This window comes from Pseudomonas sp. F-14 TE3482 (genome assembly GCF_053629455.1).
The window spans coordinates 6331099-6348767 of record NZ_JBRJII010000001.1 but is presented as its reverse complement, the minus strand read 5'-3'; the positions used below and the strand labels follow the sequence as shown (position 1 = coordinate 6348767).

The following is a 17669-nucleotide window of genomic DNA, read 5'->3' as shown; positions in this document are numbered from 1 at the left end:
TGGCCGGTGGCTTGTGTGTCAGACCGGGAGCCGCTTGTAATAGTCGCTGATCCGTGTGGGAAACAACCGATATGAACGATCAAATGCGCAATTCCTTCGCTTCAGTGGCACCGCCTATCGTTGCCTCGCCCGCCAAGCGAATCCAGGCGCTGACCGGTGACCCGGATTTCATGACCTCCCTGGCCCGTGGCTTGGCGGTGGTGCAAGCGTTCCAGGAGCGCAAGCGGCACCTGACCATTGCGCAGATCAGCCATCGCACGGAAATTCCCCGCGCCGCTGTGCGACGTTGCCTGCATACCCTGATCAAGCTCGGCTACGCCACCACCGACGGACGCACCTATTCGCTGTTGCCCAAAGTACTGACCCTGGGCCATGCCTATTTGTCGTCGACGCCATTGGCGGTTTCTGCCCAGCCGTATCTGGACCGCATGAGCGAGCAACTGCATGAGGCCTGCAACATGGCCACGCTGGAGGGCGATGACATTTTGTACATCGCGCGCTCGGCGACCACCCAGCGACTGATTTCCGTCGACCTTTCGGTGGGCGGGCGATTGCCGGCCTATTGCACGTCCATGGGCAGGATTCTTCTCGCCGCGCTGGACGACACGTCACTGCGCGAATACCTCGACCATGCAGAGCTGCAAGCCAAGACCAGTCGCACGTTGCATACCCCCGAGGCGTTGCTCGAATGCCTGCAAGAGGTACGGCAGCAAGGCTGGTGCATCGTTGATCAGGAATTGGAGCAGGGCCTGCGCTCAATTGCCGTGCCGGTGTACGACGCTTCTGGCCAAGTGGTGGCGGCCTTAAACGTCAGTACCCACGCCGGCCGGGTCAGTCGCAACGAGTTGGAGCAACGTTTCTTGCCAGGCCTGCTAAGTGCCAGTCGTGACCTGAGCGCGCAACTCTTTGCCTAAGCTGTTCGATAAACGCACAGAGTCGCGTTTATCGAATTGACGCTCTTTCCCTTGGATCATTAATGTCGCGGCAGCGTCATCCGGCACTACGGGGCTTCAGTCAGCCGCCGGATCACGCCCCAATAATAATGAGAAGAGGCATCGTCATGCGCACGTTACCCGACTGTCGCTGTTCCCATCGGTTTAGCTGCCGAAACCGGATTGCCTGATCCCGACCTCCTTTCTTGTCCTAGCGTCAGCCCCGGCTGGCACCTGTTCGACTGCGTTCTTTGCGTGGAATAAAAATAATGAACCAGCCTCAGTCTGCTGTAGGAAGCTGCCTCGACGTGCAGTCCTTCATCAACACTCAACCCATTTCGCGTTACCAATGGCGGGTGGTGATTCTATGTTTCCTGATTGTTTTCCTCGATGGCCTCGACACCGCGGCCATGGGGTTTATCGCGCCGGCACTGTCCCAGGACTGGGGCATCGATCGCGCCAGTCTCGGCCCGGTGATGAGTGCGGCGTTGATCGGGATGGTCTTCGGCGCTTTGGGTTCCGGCCCCTTGGCTGACCGCTTCGGGCGAAAAGTCGTACTGGTGGGCGCGGTGTTGGTGTTCGGCGCTTTCAGCCTGGCGTCGGCCTATAGCACCAATGTTGATCAACTGCTGGTACTGCGATTCCTCACCGGTCTGGGCCTGGGTGCCGGTATGCCGAACGCCACCACGCTACTGTCCGAATACACCCCGGAGCGCAAAAAATCCCTGCTGGTGACCAGCATGTTCTGCGGCTTCAACCTTGGCATGGCCGGGGGCGGGTTCATCTCGGCCAAACTGATCCCGGCCTTCGGCTGGCACAGTCTGTTGATGATCGGCGGGATTCTGCCGTTGATCCTCGCTGTCGTCTTGCTGTTCTGGTTGCCGGAATCGGCGCGTTACCTGGTGGTGCGCAATCGTGGCACGGACAAAGTGCGCAAGGCCTTGGCGCCGATCGACCCGACGGTGGTGGCTCAGGCTTCGAGCTTCAGCGTGCCGGAACAGAAAACCGTGAAGGCGCGCAATGTGTTTGCGGTGATCTTCTCCGGGACTTACAGCACTGGCACGTTGTTGCTGTGGCTGACGTACTTCATGGGCCTGGTGATCGTTTACCTGCTGACCAGTTGGTTGCCGACGCTGATGCGTGACAGCGGCGCGAGCATGGAGCAGGCGGCGTTCATTGGTGCGCTGTTCCAGTTCGGTGGGGTGTTGAGCGCAGTGGGTGTGGGCTGGGCGATGGACCGGTTCAATCCGCACAAGGTCATCGGCATTTTCTACTTATTCGCCGGGGTATTTGCCTACGCGGTAGGGCAGAGCCTGGGCAGCATCACATTGCTGGCGACCCTGGTGCTGGTGGCCGGGATGTGTGTCAACGGCGCGCAATCGGCGATGCCGTCGCTGGCGGCGCGGTTTTACCCGACTCAAGGGCGGGCGACGGGTGTGTCGTGGATGCTCGGGATTGGCCGCTTCGGCGCGATCCTCGGTGCGTGGATGGGCGCAACGTTGCTGGGCCTGGGCTGGAACTTCGAACAGGTGCTGACGGCGCTGGTGATTCCGGCCGCATTGGCGACCACGGCGGTGGTGATCAAGGGCATGGTCAGCCATGCGGATGCAACCTGAGGGCAAGTTTCAGATTCTTCAGCGAGTCTGATGGCCTCTTCGCGGGCAAGCCTCGCTCCTACAAGGATTGCGCATCAACCTGTGGGAGCGGGCTTGCCCGCGAAGCTTTTAGGGATCGGTAGCGAGACAACAATCTGTTCGATAAACGAACACTCAGTCGATTATCGGATTGTTTAGCGTTTTTCAGGGGCTTAACCTTCAGTCATTCCGGCGCCGAACCTCGCGCCTTTTTCTACCACTGTCGGTTCATAACAAAACGGGAGCCTGCCCCATGGCTGAAATCCTTTCGCTGCATGACGCGGTAAAGCAGTTCGTCAACGACGGCGATACCGTCGCGCTCGAAGGCTTTACTCACCTGATTCCTACGGCGGCGGGTCACGAAATCATCCGCCAGGGCAAGAAAGATCTGACCCTGGTGCGGATGACGCCCGACTTGATCTACGACCAATTGATCGGTGCCGGTTGTGCTCGCAAGCTGATTTTCTCCTGGGGCGGTAACCCAGGTGTGGGCTCGCTGCACCGTCTGCGTGACGCGGTCGAAAGGCAGTGGCCGCATGCGCTGGAAATCGAAGAGCACAGCCACGCCGACCTGGCCAATGCCTACGTCGCGGGCGCTTCGGGCTTACCGTTCGCGGTGCTGCGCGCCTACGCTGGCTCCGACCTGCCAAAGGTCAATCCGTTGATTAAAACCGTTACATGCCCGTTCACCGGCGAAGTGCTGGCGGCGGTGCCGTCGGTGCGCCCGGACATCACCGTGATTCACGCGCAAAAAGCCGACCGCAAAGGCAACGTGCTGCTCTGGGGCATTCTTGGCGTGCAGAAAGAAGCGGCGCTGGCCGCCAAGCGCTGCATTGTCACCGTCGAGGAAATCGTCGACGACCTCAACGCACCGATGAACGCTTGCGTGCTGCCGACCTGGGCCTTGAGCGCGGTCTGCCATGTACCGGGGGGCGCGCATCCGTCCTACGCCCACGGTTACACCGAACGCGACAACCGCTTCTATCAAGCCTGGGACCCGATTGCCCGCGACCGTGAAACCTTCACCGCGTGGATCAACGAGTACATCCACGGTTGCGCTGACTTCAGTGAGTTCCAGGCCAAGCTGGCCGCTGCTTCGGAGGCCAAGTAATGACTTACACCACCAATGAAATGATGACCGTCGCCGCCGCCCGCCGTCTGAAAAACGGTTCGGTATGCTTCGTCGGCATCGGCCTGCCGTCGAAAGCCGCCAACCTGGCACGTCTGACTTCCTCGCCAGATGTCGTCCTGATCTATGAATCGGGTCCGATTGGTGCCAAGCCCAGCGTACTGCCGTTGTCGATCGGTGACGGTGAACTGGCGGAAACCGCTGACACTGTCGTCCCGACCGGTGAGATTTTTCGCTACTGGTTGCAGGGCGGGCGCATCGACGTCGGTTTCCTCGGCGCCGCGCAAGTCGACCGTTTCGGCAACATCAACACCACGGTGGTGGGCGACTACCATCAGCCGAAAGTTCGCCTGCCGGGCGCCGGTGGCGCACCGGAGATCGCCGGTTCCGCCAAAAGCGTACTGATCATCCTCAAGCAGTCGGCGCGCTCCTTTGTCGACAAGCTCGACTTCATCACCTCGGTCGGCCATGGCGAGGGCGGTGATTCACGCAAGCGTCTCGGCCTGCCGGGCGCCGGTCCTGTCGGCATTATTACCGACCTGTGCATCATGGAACCCGAAGCGGATACTCATGAATTCGTGGTAACTGCGCTGCACCCAGGCGTGACCCGCGAGCAAGTGATTGCCGCCACCGGCTGGGCGATTCGTTTTGCCGATCAGGTGGAGAACACCGCCGAGCCCACCGATGTCGAGTTGACGGCGCTGCGCGATCTGGAAGCCCGCACCGCTGCCGCCCACGGCCAAGCACCCGGAGAAGCCTGATGCGTGACGTTTATATCTGCGACGCCATTCGCACCCCCATCGGCCGTTTCGGCGGCGGCCTGTCGACGGTTCGCGCCGATGATCTGGCCGCCGTGCCGATCAAGGCACTGATGGCGCGCAACCCCTCGGTGGACTGGAGCGCGGTGGACGAGGTGTTCCTCGGTTGCGCCAACCAGGCCGGCGAAGACAACCGTAACGTGGCACGCATGGCGTTGTTGTTGGCGGGCCTGCCGGAAACCATTCCCGGGGTCACCCTCAATCGCCTGTGCGCTTCGGGCATGGATGCGATCGGTACGGCGTTTCGGGCCATCGCCAGCGGCGAGATGGAGCTGGCGATTGCCGGTGGCGTCGAGTCGATGTCTCGCGCACCGTTCGTGATGGGCAAGGCCGATGCGGCGTTCTCGCGCAACATGAAACTGGAAGACACCACCATCGGCTGGCGTTTCATCAACCCGTTGATGAAGGCCCAATACGGCGTGGATGCGATGCCGCAGACCGCCGATAACGTGGCCGACGATTACCGGATTTCCCGCGCCGATCAGGATGCGTTCGCCCTGCGCAGTCAGCAACGCACGGCCGCCGCGCAAGCCGCCGGATTTTTCGCCGAAGAAATCGTCGAAGTGCGCATTGCCCACAAGAAGGGTGAAAGCGTCGTCACGCAGGATGAGCATCCCCGTGCTGACACGACACTGGAAACCCTGGCCAAACTCAAACCGGTCAATGGCCCGGACAAAACCGTCACCGCTGGCAATGCCTCCGGGGTGAACGACGGTGCGGCGGCGTTGATTCTGGCTTCTGGCGACGCGGTGAAGAAACATGGCCTGACTGGCCGCGCTCGCGTGTTGGGCATGTCGAGTGCCGGTGTCGCACCCAGGGTGATGGGCATTGGCCCGGTGCCGGCGGTGCGTAAATTGACTGAGCGCCTGGGCCTGGCGGTCAGCGATTTCGACGTGATCGAGCTTAACGAAGCGTTCGCCAGCCAAGGTTTGGCGGTGTTGCGTGAACTGGGGCTGGCGGATGACGCCGCCCAAGTCAACCCGAACGGTGGCGCCATTGCCTTGGGCCATCCATTGGGCATGAGCGGCGCACGACTGGTACTGACCGCGCTGCATCAACTGGAAAAGACCGGTGGCAAGAAAGGTCTGGCGACCATGTGCGTCGGTGTCGGCCAGGGTCTGGCCTTGGCGATCGAACGGGTCTGACACCCTTGGTTGTGAATAAAGCGTCGACTAATAAGAACTGAGGAAAGCGTAATGACTGACAAGCCTGGTTACCGTCGCCCGCAGGCGGGCACTCAGCCGGAATACCTGCACCCTCCTTATCAATCCACCAACCTTCGCTCGCCGTCCAAGCCGTTGGTGTTTTTGCCTCATTCGCTGTCGGAAATCACCGGGCCGACCATCGGCGCCGAGCGCATTCAAGCGCAGGACAACGACCTGACCGCGCAGCATCAGGGTGAACCACTGGGTGAACGGATCATCATTCACGGCCGTGTGCTGGATGAAAACGGTCTGCCGGTGCCGGGCATTTTGGTGGAGATCTGGCAGGCTAACGCCGCCGGTCGCTACAACCATGCGCGCGACCTGCACGACGCGCCGCTGGACCCGAACTTCACCGGCACCGGCCGCACCGTGACCGACGCCGATGGCTGGTATCAGTTCCAGACCATCAAGCCAGGCGCCTATCCGTGGGGTAACCATCACAACGCCTGGCGCCCGGCGCACATCCATTTCTCACTGTTCGGGCCGAGTATTCTCACGCGGCTGGTGACCCAGATGTATTTCCCGGGCGACCCGTTGCTGGCCTACGATCCGATCTACAACTGCGTGCCCGATACCAGCGCCAAAGAGCGCCTGATCGCCCGTTTCGACCTGGAAAAAACCATCCCTTCCTACGCCCTCGGTTATCGCTGGGACATCGTCTTGCGCGGCCGCGAAGCCACGCCGATGGAGAAATAAGATGACGCTGAACGCGACCACGTCCCACACCGTCGGGCCGTATTACCACATCGGCCTGACCTGGCTGAACCGTGAAGACCTGACCGTTGCACAGACCCTCGGCGAGCGCGTGGCGATCACCGGGCAAGTCGTCGATGGCAACGGCGACTTCGTCAACGACGCGATGCTCGAAGTCTGGCAGGCCAATGCCGCCGGCAAGTACGACCATCCCGAAGACGACCAAGACAAACCCCTGGACCCGAATTTCGAAGGGTTTGGCCGGGTGCCGGTGGATGCAGAAGGGCGCTTTCGATTTACCACGATCAAACCGGGCACAGTGGAAGGCTTGAAGGGCACGACCCAGGCGCCGCATTTGGTGGTACTGGTGTTTGCTCGCGGGTTGGTAAAGCACTTGCTGACGCGGATTTACTTTGATGGCGAACCGGCCAACGTGGCGGATCCGTTGCTGGAGTGCGTGCCAGCCGAACGCCGCGGTACCTTGCTGGCGAAGCGGGATGCTGCGGGTGTTTATCAGTGGAATGTGGTTCTGCAGGGGACGGATGCCGAGACGGTGTTCTTCGATTATTGAGTGAAAGCCGCAAACCTGTGGGAGCGTGGCTTGCCCGCGATAGCGTTGGGTCAGTCAACATTAATGTTGGATGTGAATCAGTCATCGCGGGCAAGCCCGCTCCCACAGGGATAGCATGGAACGGGATATTGCAACGCCTGTCTGGACTCGAAATGTTCACTGATACGTGTCGGCGTAGTATTTGCACCACGACCTTTGATCTTTACGCGTCGGCCTGACCGGCCCTCGCCTGCAAGGACTGTTTATGAATCAGCGACCGGGCAATCAATTGTTCGATGCCTACTTCACGGCACGCGACATGCGTGAGGTGTTCTGCGATCAGGGCCGGGTTCAGGCCATGCTTGATTTCGAAGCGGCACTGGCCCGGGCCGAGGCGCGGGTTGGGCTGATTCCGCAGACGGCTGTTGCGTCTATCGACGCGGCATGTCGGGCCGAGCATTACGACTTCGCCGCGCTGGGTGAGGCGATTGCCACGGCGGGCAATTCGGCGATTCCGCTGGTCAAGGCGTTGGGCAAACAGATCGCAAAGAACAATGCCGAAGCCGAGCGTTACGTGCATTTGGGCGCGACCAGCCAGGATGTAATGGACACCGGCCTGGTGTTGCAACTGCGCCGCGCACTGGAATTGATCGAAGCTGATCTGGCGCAACTGGGGGAAACCCTCACGACCCAGGCCAGGCGTTACGTCGCCACGCCAATGGCCGGACGCACTTGGCTGCAGCATGCGACGCCGGTCACCCTCGGCATGAAAATCGCCGGTTGGCTGGGGGCGGTGACGCGTAGCCGTCAGCGCCTGCGGGAACTCAAACCGCGCCTGTTGGTGCTGCAATTCGGTGGTGCCTCCGGCACCCTCGCGGCCCTCGGCGAGCAGGCGATGCCGATTGCCGAAGCCTTGGCCGCAGACCTGCAACTGACCTTGCCGGAACAACCGTGGCACACCCAGCGTGATCGTCTGGTGGAGTTTGGCGCGGTGCTCGGACTGATCGCTGGCAGCCTCGGCAAACTCGGTCGTGACATCAGCCTGTTGATGCAGACCGAGGCCGGCGAAGTGTTTGAACCGTCGGCGCCGGGCAAGGGCGGTTCTTCGGCCATGCCGCACAAACGCAACCCGGTGGGCGCGGCGGTGCTGATCGGTGCGGCGACGCGGGTGCCGGGTTTGCTCTCGACCTTGTTCAGCGCGATGCCGCAGGAGCACGAACGCAGCCTGGGCCTGTGGCATGCCGAATGGGAAACCCTGCCGGAGATTTGCTGTTTGGTGTCAGGCAGCCTGCAGCAAGCGCTGTTGGTGGCCGACGGACTGGAAGTGGAGGCCGACCGCATGACACGCAACCTCGACCTGACCCAGGGCCTGGTGCTGGCCGAAGCCGTGAGCATCGTGCTGGCACAACGGGTCGGTCGCGACACTGCGCACCATCTGCTGGAGCAGTGCTGCAAACGCGCAGTGGCCGAGCAACGTCATCTGCGCGCGGTACTCGGTGACGAGCCGCAGGTGACTGCCGAACTGTCGGACGCTGAACTCGATCGTCTGCTGGACCCCGCCCATTACCTCGGTCAGGCCCATACCTGGGTCGAGCGAGCGGTGGCTGAACATTTTGCGTTGATAGCTTGAAGGAGACTGCCGTGGCATTCGTACAACTCGCCGAGGGCGAACTGCACTATCAAATTCAAGGGCCGCAACTCGATGGACCGGCGGATGCGCCGGTGCTGGTGCTGTCCAACTCGCTGGGCACCGACCTGCACATGTGGGACGCGCAAATCCCTGCGTTCACCGAGCATTTTCGGGTGTTGCGTTTTGATACCCGTGGTCACGGCAAATCGTTGGTGACGCCGGGGCCGTACAGCATCGAGCAACTGGGCCGCGACGTGCTGGCGCTGCTGGATGCGCTGCACATCGACCGCGCGCATTTCTGTGGGCTGTCCATGGGCGGGTTGATCGGTCAATGGCTGGGGATCAATGCCAGTCAGCGATTGAACAAACTGATCGTGTGCAACACCGCGGCGAAAATCGGCGACCCATCGGTGTGGAATCCACGGATCGAAACCGTGCTGCGTGACGGCTCGGCGGCGATGGTTGCCCTGCGTGATGCGTCGATTGCGCGGTGGTTCACCGCGGATTTTGCCGAGGCCAATCCGGCAGCGGTTAAGCGGATTACCGACATGCTCGCGGCGACTTCGCCTGAAGGTTACGCGGCCAATTGCGCGGCGGTGCGCGATGCCGATTTCCGTGATCAGCTGTCGTCGATTCAGGTGCCGTTGCTGGTGATTTCCGGCAGCGAAGATGCGGTGACGCCGCCGTCCGGCGGGCATTTCATTCAGGAACAAGTGCGTGGCGCGGAGTACGCCGAGTTCTACGCCGCGCACCTGTCCAACGTCCAGGCCAGCGCTGCGTTCAGCGACCGGGTTCTGGCATTTTTGTCAGCTCATTGAGGGGATTGTTGTGGACGAGAAACAACGTTACGACGAGGGCCTGAACGTTCGCCGTGCAGTACTGGGCGACGCCCATGTCGACCGCAGCCTGAATGCGCTGACCGAGTTCAACTCGGAGTTCCAGGAGATGATCACCCGCCACGCCTGGGGCGACATCTGGACCCGCCCGGGCCTGCCGCGCCACACCCGTAGCCTGATCACCATCGCGATGCTGATCGGCATGAACCGCAACGAAGAACTCAAACTGCACCTGCGCGCCGCCGCCAACAACGGCGTGACCCGCGGCGAGATCAAGGAAGTGATCATGCAGAGCGCGATCTACTGCGGCATCCCGGCGGCCAACGCGACCTTCCACCTGGCTGAATCGGTGTGGGATGAGTTGGGGGTTGAATCGCGGGAGTGATTCGCGAAAGTCGTGTTGTCTGAGCTGACGCCTTCGCGGGCAAGCCTCGCTCCTACAGGTTAACCATGACCTTGTAGGAGCGAGGCTTGCCCGCGAAGGCGTCCTGGAGTCTCACAACAAACTGATCGGATAGCTGACGATCAACCGGTTCTCGTCGAACTCGTTGTTGCTGAAGTCGCGGCGGATGGTGGAGTTGCGCCATTTGACGTTGAGGTCTTTGAGCGTACCGCTCTGCACGGTATAGCCCAGTTCGCTTTCACGGCCCCATTCCTTGCCATCGCTGGTGGTTGCAGTGTGTACGTTGTCGCCGCTGATGTAGCGGTTCATCAAGGTCAGGCCCGGCACGCCGAGGGCGGCGAAGTTGTAGTCGTGGCGCAATTGCCAGGATCTTTCCTTCGCATTGTCATAGCTGGCGTTGTAGCTGTCGTTGGCCAAGGTGCCGCCGCTGGTGCCGTTGACCCGCATCCAGGCGCTATCACCGGTCAGTTTTTGCAGGCCGACGTAGAAGGTGTTGCCGCCATATTTGGCCGAGAACAGGCCCGACCAGGTCTTGTTGTCCAGCTCGCCGGCCCGGGCGCTGCCGTCATCCTTGCCGTAGAAGAACCCCAAATTGGCGCCAAATGTCCAGTCGCCCAGCGGTTGGGTGTGGATCAGGTTGACGTATTGCTGGCTGTAGATGTCCTTGAGTTCAGCGTTCCACAGGCCGATCTGAGTACGCTTGCCGTTGAAGGCATATTCACCGCCCTGGAAGTTGAAGCGGTCTGAGGTGAACGCCGTTTTGCCGGTCATCGACATGTCATTCATGCTGCTGTCATCGCGCGGGCTGTTGGCGCGGAACTGGCCACCGTAGAGCGTCAGGCCGTCGATTTCCTTCGAGGTGATCTGGCCGCCACGGAAGGTTTGCGGCAGCGAGCGACCGTCGTCCGAACGCAGGATCGGCAGCACCGGCATCCACTCGCCGACCTTCACTTCGGTCTGGGACAGCTTGGCCTTGAACGCCACGTTGGTTCGACCGAAATTGTCTGCCGGGCGACCATCGTGATCCAACGGCAACAACTGCGTACCGCCGGTGCCTTTGCCGCCGTCGAGCTTGACCGAGTACAAACCCAGCACGTCCATGCCAAACCCGACGGTGCCCTGGGTGAACCCGGACTTGGCGTCGAGGATGAAACTTTGCGTCCACTCTTCAGCCTTGCCCTGGCTTTTGGTCGGGTTGGTGAAGTTACGGTTGATGTAGAAATTGCGCAGGTTCAGGTTGACCTTGGCGCCTTCGACAAAACCGGCTTCCTCGGCCATGGCGGGCAAGGCCGCACCGGCCAGTGCGATGGCGATCAGGCTGGGAAAGTAATACTGCGCGGTGGAAGGGGTCATGGGCTCGGGTCTCTCTAATTCTTGGAGGTGAAACAGGGCGATGCCGCAACGTTCGGGTTGCAGACAAAAGATTCGAATTCAGAAAAGCGGGGGCGAAGTCAGCCGGACAGGGCAGGGCGCGGGGGCATGGTGTCGAACCTGTTGTTATTGGTTTTGTACGACAGATGGTGAGGGAAACGGACTAAATGGTTCAATCGGGGGAGGGCGGGTTCTGGGCGATTATCGAACGTAAGATTGATCGGGGTTTTGTGGTGTCGGGACCGGCCCCATCGCGGGCAAGCCCGCTCCCACAGGGGCCGTATCGAACACAAATTCTGTGAGCCCCGCTGAACCTGTGGGAGCGGGCTTGCCCGCGAAAGGGCCTGTCGGCTAATACAACTTTTCCCACCGCCAACAAAAAGCCCACCAATCGGTGGGCTTCGTGTTTTTACCGCGCTATCAGAACAACTTCATCTTCGGCGCTTCTTCTTTCAACGGCTCGTTCTTCGCCGTCTGTTCATTCCAGCCACCACCCAACGCCTTGTACAGATTGACCGCGCTGGTCAGCTGCGCCAGACGGTCGGTGATCAGCGCCTGTTGGGCACTGAACAGCTGGCGCTGGGCATCGAGGAAGGTCAGGTTGCTGTCGACACCGATGCGGTAGCGACGCTCGGCCAGACGGTAGTAGTCCTGGTTGGCGCTGACGAAATCACGCTGAGCCTGCAACTGCTCGGTGTAGGTCTGGCGTGCGGCCAGGCCATCGGCGACTTCCTGGAAGGCCGTTTGAATGGACTTCTCGTAGTTCGCCACGCCGATGTCTTTCTGGATTTTCGAGTAATCCAGGCTGGCGCGCAGGGAGCCGGCGTTGAAGATCGGCAAGTTGATCTGCGGCTGGAACAACCAGGTGCCGGAACCGCCCTTGAACAGACCGGACAGGTCCGGGCTCAGGGAGCCGGCATTGGCGGTCAGGCTGATGCTCGGGAAGAACGCAGCCCGTGCCGCGCCGATGTTGGCGTTGGCAGCCTTGAGGTTGTACTCGGCCTGAAGGATGTCCGGACGACGTTGCAGCAAGTCCGATGGCAGGCCGGCCGGCACTTCGCTCAGCACGTCGTCCGACAGTGGCTTGGCCGCTTGCAGATTGGCCGGAATACCGGTGCCGAGCAGCAGCACCAGGCTGTTTTCATCCTGGGCAACCTGACGGGTGTATTTGGCCAGTTGCGCACGGGCGTTTTCCACCGAGGTACGCGACTGGGCCAGATCCAGCGCCGAGGCGACACCCACTTCGTTGCTGCGCGAGGTGAGCTTGTAACTCTCCTCGTAGGCGCCGAGGGTTTCCTGGGTCAGCTTCAACAGCTCTTTATCGGCCTGCCAGGTCAGGTAGGCATTGGCCACACTGGCCACCAGGCTGATCTGCGTGCTGCGGCGTGCTTCTTCAGTGGCGAAGTATTTCTGCAGGGCTTCTTCGCTCAGGCTGCGAACCCGACCGAACAGGTCGAGTTCATAAGCGCTGATGCCGACGGTGGCCGAGTAGGAACTGCTGATGGCTGCTTCACCGGTCTGCGAGGCCCGTGCCGGAACTCGCTGACGGCTGCCGCTGCCGGTGGCCGAAACGGCCGGGAACAGATCGGCCCGCTGAATGCGGTATTGCGCCGCATAAGCGTCGATGTTCAGCGCCGCGACGCGCAGGTCACGGTTGTTCTCTAGCGCGGTCTGAATCAGCTGTTGCAGCGCCGGGTCGTGGAAAAACTGCTTCCAGCCTTGTTCGGCAGCGGCCTGGTTAGGCGCCTGGGCCGGCGAATAGGCCGGGCCTTGCGGGTATTGGCCCGCCACCGGAGCTTCAGGCTGCTGATAATCGGGTATCAGCGAGCAGCCGCTCAGCACGAAGGCGGCGACTGCGATGGAGAGTAGCGACTTGCTCATTAGCCAGCCTCTTTAGATGGTTCAATGGCGTCATCATCTTGGTCGGCGATTTTGCGCTGACCCATGGACGACACGGTGACAAAGAACAAGGGGACCCAGAAGATCGCCAGCACAGTGGCTGTGATCATACCGCCAATCACCCCGGTACCGATCGCATGCTGGCTACCCGAACCTGCACCCGTGGAAATGGCCAGCGGAACCACACCGAGCACGAACGCGAGCGAGGTCATGATGATCGGTCGCAGACGCATCCGGCAGGCTTCGATCGCGGCATCGCGCAAGCTACGTCCTTGCTCATGCAGTTCCTTGGCGAACTCGACGATCAGAATGGCGTTTTTTGCCGCCAGGCCGATCGTGGTCAACAGCCCCACCTGGAAGTACACGTCGTTGGACAGGCCACGCATGCTGGTCGCCATCAGCGCACCGATAATCCCCAGCGGTACCACCAGCATCACCGCGATCGGGATTGACCAGCTTTCATACAGCGCCGCCAGACACAGGAACACCATCAGCAGCGACAAGGCGTACAACGCTGGCGCTTGCGAGCCGGACAGACGTTCCTCGTACGACAGGCCCGTCCAGGAAATACCGACACCGGCCGGCAGTTTCTTGGCCAGGGCTTCGACTTCGGCCATCGCTTCACCAGTGGAATGGCCTGGCGCCGGGGCACCGAGGATTTCCATCGCTTCTACGCCGTTGTAACGGGCCAGTTTCGGCGAACCGTAGATCCACTCACCCTTGGCGAACGATGAGAACGGAACCATGGTGCCGGCGCTGTTGCGCACGTACCACTTCTTCAGGTCTTCGGGGCTCATGCGAGCGCCAGGCAGGCCTTGGATGTAAACCTTCTTCACTCGACCGCGGTCGATGAAGTCGTTCACATAGCTACTGCCCAGGGCAATCGACAGGGTGTTGTTGATGTCGGTGAGGGTCACGCCCAGGGCGCTGGCCTTCTCATCGTCGATTTCCAGCTGATATTGCGGCTCGTCGTTCAGGCCGTTAGGACGGACTTGCGACAGGACCTTGCTTTGCGCCGCCATGCCGAGGAACTGGTTACGGGCTTCCATCAGCTTTTCGTGACCGATACCGGCGCGGTCCTGAAGGAACACGTCGAAACCGGTGGCGTTACCCAGTTCCAGTACAGCCGGTGGTGCGAAGGCAAACACCATGGCGTCGCGGAAGGTAAAGAAGTGCTGTTGGGCACGGGCCGCGAGTTTGAACACGCTGTTGTCGGCGTTACGTTCTTCCCACGGTTTGAGCATGATGAACGCCATACCCGAACTCTGACCACGGCCGGCGAAGTTGAAGCCGGTCACGGTAAACACCGAGGCCACTGCATCGCCTTCACCGCCCTCCGAGCTCGGACGCAGCAGGAATTCGCGCATTTCGTCCACGACCACTTGCGTACGCTGGGAGCTGGAACCGGCCGGTGTCTGCACTTGCGCAAACAGTACGCCCTGGTCTTCTTCCGGCAGGAACGCCGTTGGAATACGGGTGAACAGCCAGATCATGCCGACCACAATGATCAGGTACGCCAGCAGGTACGGAGCCTTGTGCGCGAGCATATTGCCCACGCCGCGCTCGTAGCTTTTGACGCCACGGTCGAAGCTGCGGTTGAACCAGCCGAAGAAGCCGCGTTTCGGCGTCCCGTGCTCACCTTTCGGAATCGCCTTGAGCATGGTTGCGCAGAGCGCCGGGGTGAAGATCAATGCCACCAATACCGACAAGGCCATGGCCGAAACGATGGTGATCGAGAACTGCTTGTAGATCACACCGGTGGAGCCACTGAAGAACGCCATCGGCAGCAGTACCGCCGACAGCACCAGGGCGATACCGACCAGGGCACCCTGGATCTGCCCCATGGATTTCTTGGTGGCCTCCTTGGGTGACAGGCCTTCTTCGCTCATGACCCGTTCGACGTTTTCCACCACGACGATGGCATCGTCCACCAGCAAGCCGATGGCCAATACCATACCGAACATGGTCAGGGTGTTGATGCTGAAGCCGAACGCCGCGAGGATCCCGAACGTACCCAGCAATACCACCGGCACGGTCATCGTGGTGATGACGGTGGCGCGGAAGTTTTGCAGGAACAGGAACATCACCAGGAACACCAGCACGATCGCTTCGACCAGGGTTTCAACCACGCCCTTGATCGACTCGGTCACCACCGGGGTGGTGTCGTACGGGAACACCACTTCCATCCCTTCCGGGAAGAACGGCTTGAGGGTATCGATGGTATTGCGCAGGGCTTTTGCGGTGTCGAGGGCGTTGGCGCCGTTGGCCAGTTTCACCGCCAGGCCGGAGGCCGGGGCGCCGTTGAACTGGGCGCTGATCGAGTAGTTTTCGCCACCCAGACCGACTTCCGCAACGTCGCCGACACGTACTTGCGAGCCGTCCTTGTTGACCTTCAGCAGGATCGCCTTGAACTGCTCGGCGGTCTGCAGACGGGTCTTGCCGATGATCGTCGCGTTCAGCTGCTGGCCGGGCAGGGCAGGCAAGCCGCCGAGTTGACCGGACGAGACCTGGACGTTCTGCGCCGCGATGGCGGTTTTCACGTCCACCGGGGTCAGGTTGTAGTTGTTCAGCTTGGCCGGGTCCAGCCAGATCCGCATCGCGTACTGGGCACCGAAGACCTGGAAGTCACCGACACCGGCGGTGCGCGAAATCGGGTCTTGCATGTTCGACACGATGTAGTTGGACAGGTCGTCCTTGGTCATGCTGCCGTCGCGCGATACCACGCCGATGACCATCAGGAAGTTTTTCACCGACTTGGTCACGCGGATGCCCTGTTGCTGCACTTCTTGCGGCAGCAGCGGGGTGGCCAGGTTCAGCTTGTTCTGGACCTGAACCTGCGCGGTATCGGAGTTGGTGCCCTGCTCGAAGGTCGCGGTAATGGTCATGTTGCCGTCGGAGTTACTTTCCGAGGAGACATAACGCAGGTTATCGATACCGTTGAGCTGTTGCTCGATCACTTGCACCACGGTGTCCTGCACGGTTTGTGCAGATGCGCCCGGGTAGGTCACCGAGATCGCAATAGCTGGAGGCGCAATGCTCGGGTATTGGTTGATCGGCAGTTTGAGAATCGATAGAGCCCCGACCAGCATAATCACCAGGGCAATTACCCAGGCGAAAATCGGACGGTCGATAAAAAATTTCGACATGGTTTACTCCCCTTTGCCGCCGGCAGCAGTATTAGCTGCCTGTGCGGTGGCCGGGCTCTTTGCGGCAACGTTAGTGGCTTCAGTGGCTTTCACTTCAACGCCAGGTCTGACGAATTGCAGCCCTTCGGTGATCACGCGATCGCCTGCCTTCAGCCCGTCTTCAATCAGCCATTGGTTACCGACGGTGCGGCTGGCCTTGAGCTGACGCAGTTCGACCTTGTTGTCCGGACCGACGACCAGCGCGGTCGGAGAGCCTTTGAGGTCGCGGGTCACGCCTTGTTGCGGGGCCAGAATCGCCGCGCTGTCCACACCAGCCTGCAACTGAGCGTGAACGAACATGCCCGGCAGCAGGGTGTGATCAGGGTTCGGGAACACGGCACGCAGCGTTACGGAGCCGGTGGTCTGGTCAACCGAAACTTCGGAGAATTCGAGCTTGCCGTCCAGCTGGTACTGGCTGCCGTCTTCGAGCGTCAGCTTGACCGCGGCGGCATTATCGCCAGCCTTCTGCAGACGACCGCTTTCCAGTTCGCGACGCAGCTCAAGCAGCTCCACCGAAGACTGGGTGACGTCGACATAGATCGGGTCCAGTTGCTGGATGACGGCCATGGCGTCGGTTTGGCCATTGCTGACCAGCGCGCCTTCAGTCACAGACGAACGGCCGATGCGACCGGAGATCGGTGCGTAAACCTTGGTATAGCGCACGTTGATCTGGGCGCTTTGCAGGGACGCTTCCGATTGCAGGCGGTTGGCCAGCGCGGTGTCGTATTCCTGACGGCTGACAGCCTGTTCGTCGACCAGTTGCTTGTAGCGGTCGGAGATCGACTTGGTCGAACGCAGGTTGGCTTCGGCGCTTTTCAGGGTCGCGTCATAGACCGATGGGTCGATCTGATAAAGCTGCTGACCAGCCTTGACGTCGCCGCCTTCCTTGAACAGTCGCTTGAGAATGATGCCGTTGACCTGTGGGCGAACTTCGGCGATGCGGAACGCACTGGTGCGCCCCGGAAGTTCGGACGTCAGGGTGAAGGCTTGAGGTTGCAGGGTTACGACGCCGACCTGAGGGGCTGGTGCGGCAGGTGCCGCCTCTTCCTTTTTACATCCGCTGAGCAGCGATGCCAGGGCGACGGCAGTAACCAGAGCGGTAACAGCTGGCTTGAATTGCATGAAGATCCTCGGGTCAGGCGCGCAATTGCGCACAAGAAATGTGGAAGGTTAAAAAATTTTTGCCGGGTGGATAAGTAGCTTGCTAAGGAATATACTTACGTTCATGGTTGTTTGTAAAGGCTTGACGGAGTATCCACACGGTTACAAAAGCCATCCAAAGGTTTGAATTGTAGGCCGCAGACGAGTCCCGAGAGCGCTCGCCCCACTTTTCTTCAGCTGATATTCAGACATCGCTGAAGCACCCCTGATTGAGGTTTTACTG

At 60.8% G+C, this 17669-nt stretch carries 14 protein-coding genes; 10 read left to right on the top strand and 4 right to left on the bottom strand.

What is annotated here, in order from left to right; translation table 11 throughout:
- Window positions 1-71 precede the first annotated feature (71 nt).
- The 10 genes from pcaR to pcaC all read left to right on the top strand — a co-directional run bounded on the left by pcaR (window position 72) and on the right by pcaC (window position 9812).
- Complete coding sequence (pcaR, locus tag AB7M26_RS28890; protein ID WP_008074568.1) at window positions 72-914, top strand: pca regulon transcriptional regulator PcaR; 843 nt, start codon at window positions 72-74, stop codon at window positions 912-914.
- A 287-nt stretch (window positions 915-1201) separates the two neighbouring features.
- A complete protein-coding gene (locus AB7M26_RS28885) occupies window positions 1202-2548 on the top strand; it encodes an MFS transporter (protein WP_429387265.1) in 1347 nt (448 codons plus the stop codon).
- Between the two features lie 271 nt (window positions 2549-2819).
- Window positions 2820-3677 carry a CoA transferase subunit A gene (locus AB7M26_RS28880; protein ID WP_007903838.1) on the top strand — a complete coding sequence of 286 codons (858 nt, stop codon included), beginning with the start codon at window positions 2820-2822 and terminating at the stop codon, window positions 3675-3677.
- Entirely contained in the window at window positions 3677-4456 is a 780-nt protein-coding gene (locus AB7M26_RS28875; protein ID WP_008005876.1) for a CoA-transferase subunit beta, read from the top strand. Before AB7M26_RS28880 ends, AB7M26_RS28875 begins: the two co-directional genes overlap by 1 nt.
- On the top strand, window positions 4453-5658 hold the full coding sequence (gene pcaF, locus AB7M26_RS28870; protein ID WP_429388968.1) for a 3-oxoadipyl-CoA thiolase: 1206 nt from the start codon (window positions 4453-4455) through the stop codon (window positions 5656-5658). The genes AB7M26_RS28875 and pcaF overlap by 4 nt, the downstream gene beginning before the upstream one ends.
- Before the next feature lie 51 nt (window positions 5659-5709).
- The gene (gene pcaH / locus AB7M26_RS28865) at window positions 5710-6414 is read left to right on the top strand and encodes a protocatechuate 3,4-dioxygenase subunit beta (protein WP_123499211.1); all 705 of its coding nucleotides are present in this window, start codon (window positions 5710-5712) and stop codon (window positions 6412-6414) included.
- A 1-nt stretch (window position 6415) separates the two neighbouring features.
- Complete coding sequence (pcaG, locus tag AB7M26_RS28860) at window positions 6416-6982, top strand: protocatechuate 3,4-dioxygenase subunit alpha (RefSeq protein ID WP_429387261.1); 567 nt, start codon at window positions 6416-6418, stop codon at window positions 6980-6982.
- A gap of 244 nt (window positions 6983-7226) precedes the next feature.
- Window positions 7227-8591 carry a 3-carboxy-cis,cis-muconate cycloisomerase gene (locus AB7M26_RS28855; protein ID WP_429387259.1) on the top strand — a complete coding sequence of 455 codons (1365 nt, stop codon included), beginning with the start codon at window positions 7227-7229 and terminating at the stop codon, window positions 8589-8591.
- 11 nt (window positions 8592-8602) lie between these two features.
- Window positions 8603-9409 carry a 3-oxoadipate enol-lactonase gene (gene pcaD / locus AB7M26_RS28850; RefSeq protein ID WP_429387256.1) on the top strand — a complete coding sequence of 269 codons (807 nt, stop codon included), beginning with the start codon at window positions 8603-8605 and terminating at the stop codon, window positions 9407-9409.
- Between the two features lie 10 nt (window positions 9410-9419).
- Window positions 9420-9812 carry a 4-carboxymuconolactone decarboxylase gene (pcaC, locus tag AB7M26_RS28845; protein WP_008005892.1) on the top strand — a complete coding sequence of 131 codons (393 nt, stop codon included), beginning with the start codon at window positions 9420-9422 and terminating at the stop codon, window positions 9810-9812.
- 111 nt (window positions 9813-9923) lie between these two features.
- Here the strand turns inward: pcaC and AB7M26_RS28840 are convergent, their stop codons facing one another.
- The 4 genes from AB7M26_RS28840 to emhA all read right to left on the bottom strand — a co-directional run bounded on the left by AB7M26_RS28840 (window position 9924) and on the right by emhA (window position 17407).
- A complete protein-coding gene (locus AB7M26_RS28840; RefSeq protein WP_123499204.1) occupies window positions 9924-11183 on the bottom strand; it encodes an OprD family porin in 1260 nt (419 codons plus the stop codon).
- Between the two features lie 438 nt (window positions 11184-11621).
- Entirely contained in the window at window positions 11622-13082 is a 1461-nt protein-coding gene (gene emhC, locus AB7M26_RS28835) for an efflux RND transporter outer membrane subunit EmhC (RefSeq protein WP_123499202.1), read from the bottom strand.
- Window positions 13082-16246: an efflux RND transporter permease subunit EmhB gene (emhB, locus tag AB7M26_RS28830; protein WP_123499200.1), complete on the bottom strand. Its 3165-nt coding sequence runs from the start codon at window positions 16244-16246 to the stop codon at window positions 13082-13084. Before emhB ends, emhC begins: the two co-directional genes overlap by 1 nt.
- Before the next feature lie 3 nt (window positions 16247-16249).
- Complete coding sequence (gene emhA, locus AB7M26_RS28825) at window positions 16250-17407, bottom strand: efflux RND transporter periplasmic adaptor subunit EmhA (protein WP_123499198.1); 1158 nt, start codon at window positions 17405-17407, stop codon at window positions 16250-16252.
- Between the last annotated feature and the right edge of the window lie 262 nt (window positions 17408-17669).

What these genes read in the sequence shown, in the direction of transcription:
- pcaR (WP_008074568.1), top strand. Translation starts at nt 72, where the DNA reads ATGAACGATCAAATGCGCAATTCCTTCGCTTCAGTGGCACCGCCTATC.
- AB7M26_RS28885 (WP_429387265.1), top strand. Translation starts at nt 1,202, where the DNA reads ATGAACCAGCCTCAGTCTGCTGTAGGAAGCTGCCTCGACGTGCAGTCC.
- AB7M26_RS28880 (WP_007903838.1), top strand. Translation starts at nt 2,820, where the DNA reads ATGGCTGAAATCCTTTCGCTGCATGACGCGGTAAAGCAGTTCGTCAAC.
- AB7M26_RS28875 (WP_008005876.1), top strand. Translation starts at nt 3,677, where the DNA reads ATGACTTACACCACCAATGAAATGATGACCGTCGCCGCCGCCCGCCGT.
- pcaH (WP_123499211.1), top strand. Translation starts at nt 5,710, where the DNA reads ATGACTGACAAGCCTGGTTACCGTCGCCCGCAGGCGGGCACTCAGCCG.
- pcaG (WP_429387261.1), top strand. Translation starts at nt 6,416, where the DNA reads ATGACGCTGAACGCGACCACGTCCCACACCGTCGGGCCGTATTACCAC.
- AB7M26_RS28855 (WP_429387259.1), top strand. Translation starts at nt 7,227, where the DNA reads ATGAATCAGCGACCGGGCAATCAATTGTTCGATGCCTACTTCACGGCA.
- AB7M26_RS28840 (WP_123499204.1), bottom strand. Translation starts at nt 11,183, where the DNA reads ATGACCCCTTCCACCGCGCAGTATTACTTTCCCAGCCTGATCGCCATC.
- emhC (WP_123499202.1), bottom strand. Translation starts at nt 13,082, where the DNA reads ATGAGCAAGTCGCTACTCTCCATCGCAGTCGCCGCCTTCGTGCTGAGC.
- emhB (WP_123499200.1), bottom strand. Translation starts at nt 16,246, where the DNA reads ATGTCGAAATTTTTTATCGACCGTCCGATTTTCGCCTGGGTAATTGCC.
- emhA (WP_123499198.1), bottom strand. Translation starts at nt 17,407, where the DNA reads ATGCAATTCAAGCCAGCTGTTACCGCTCTGGTTACTGCCGTCGCCCTG.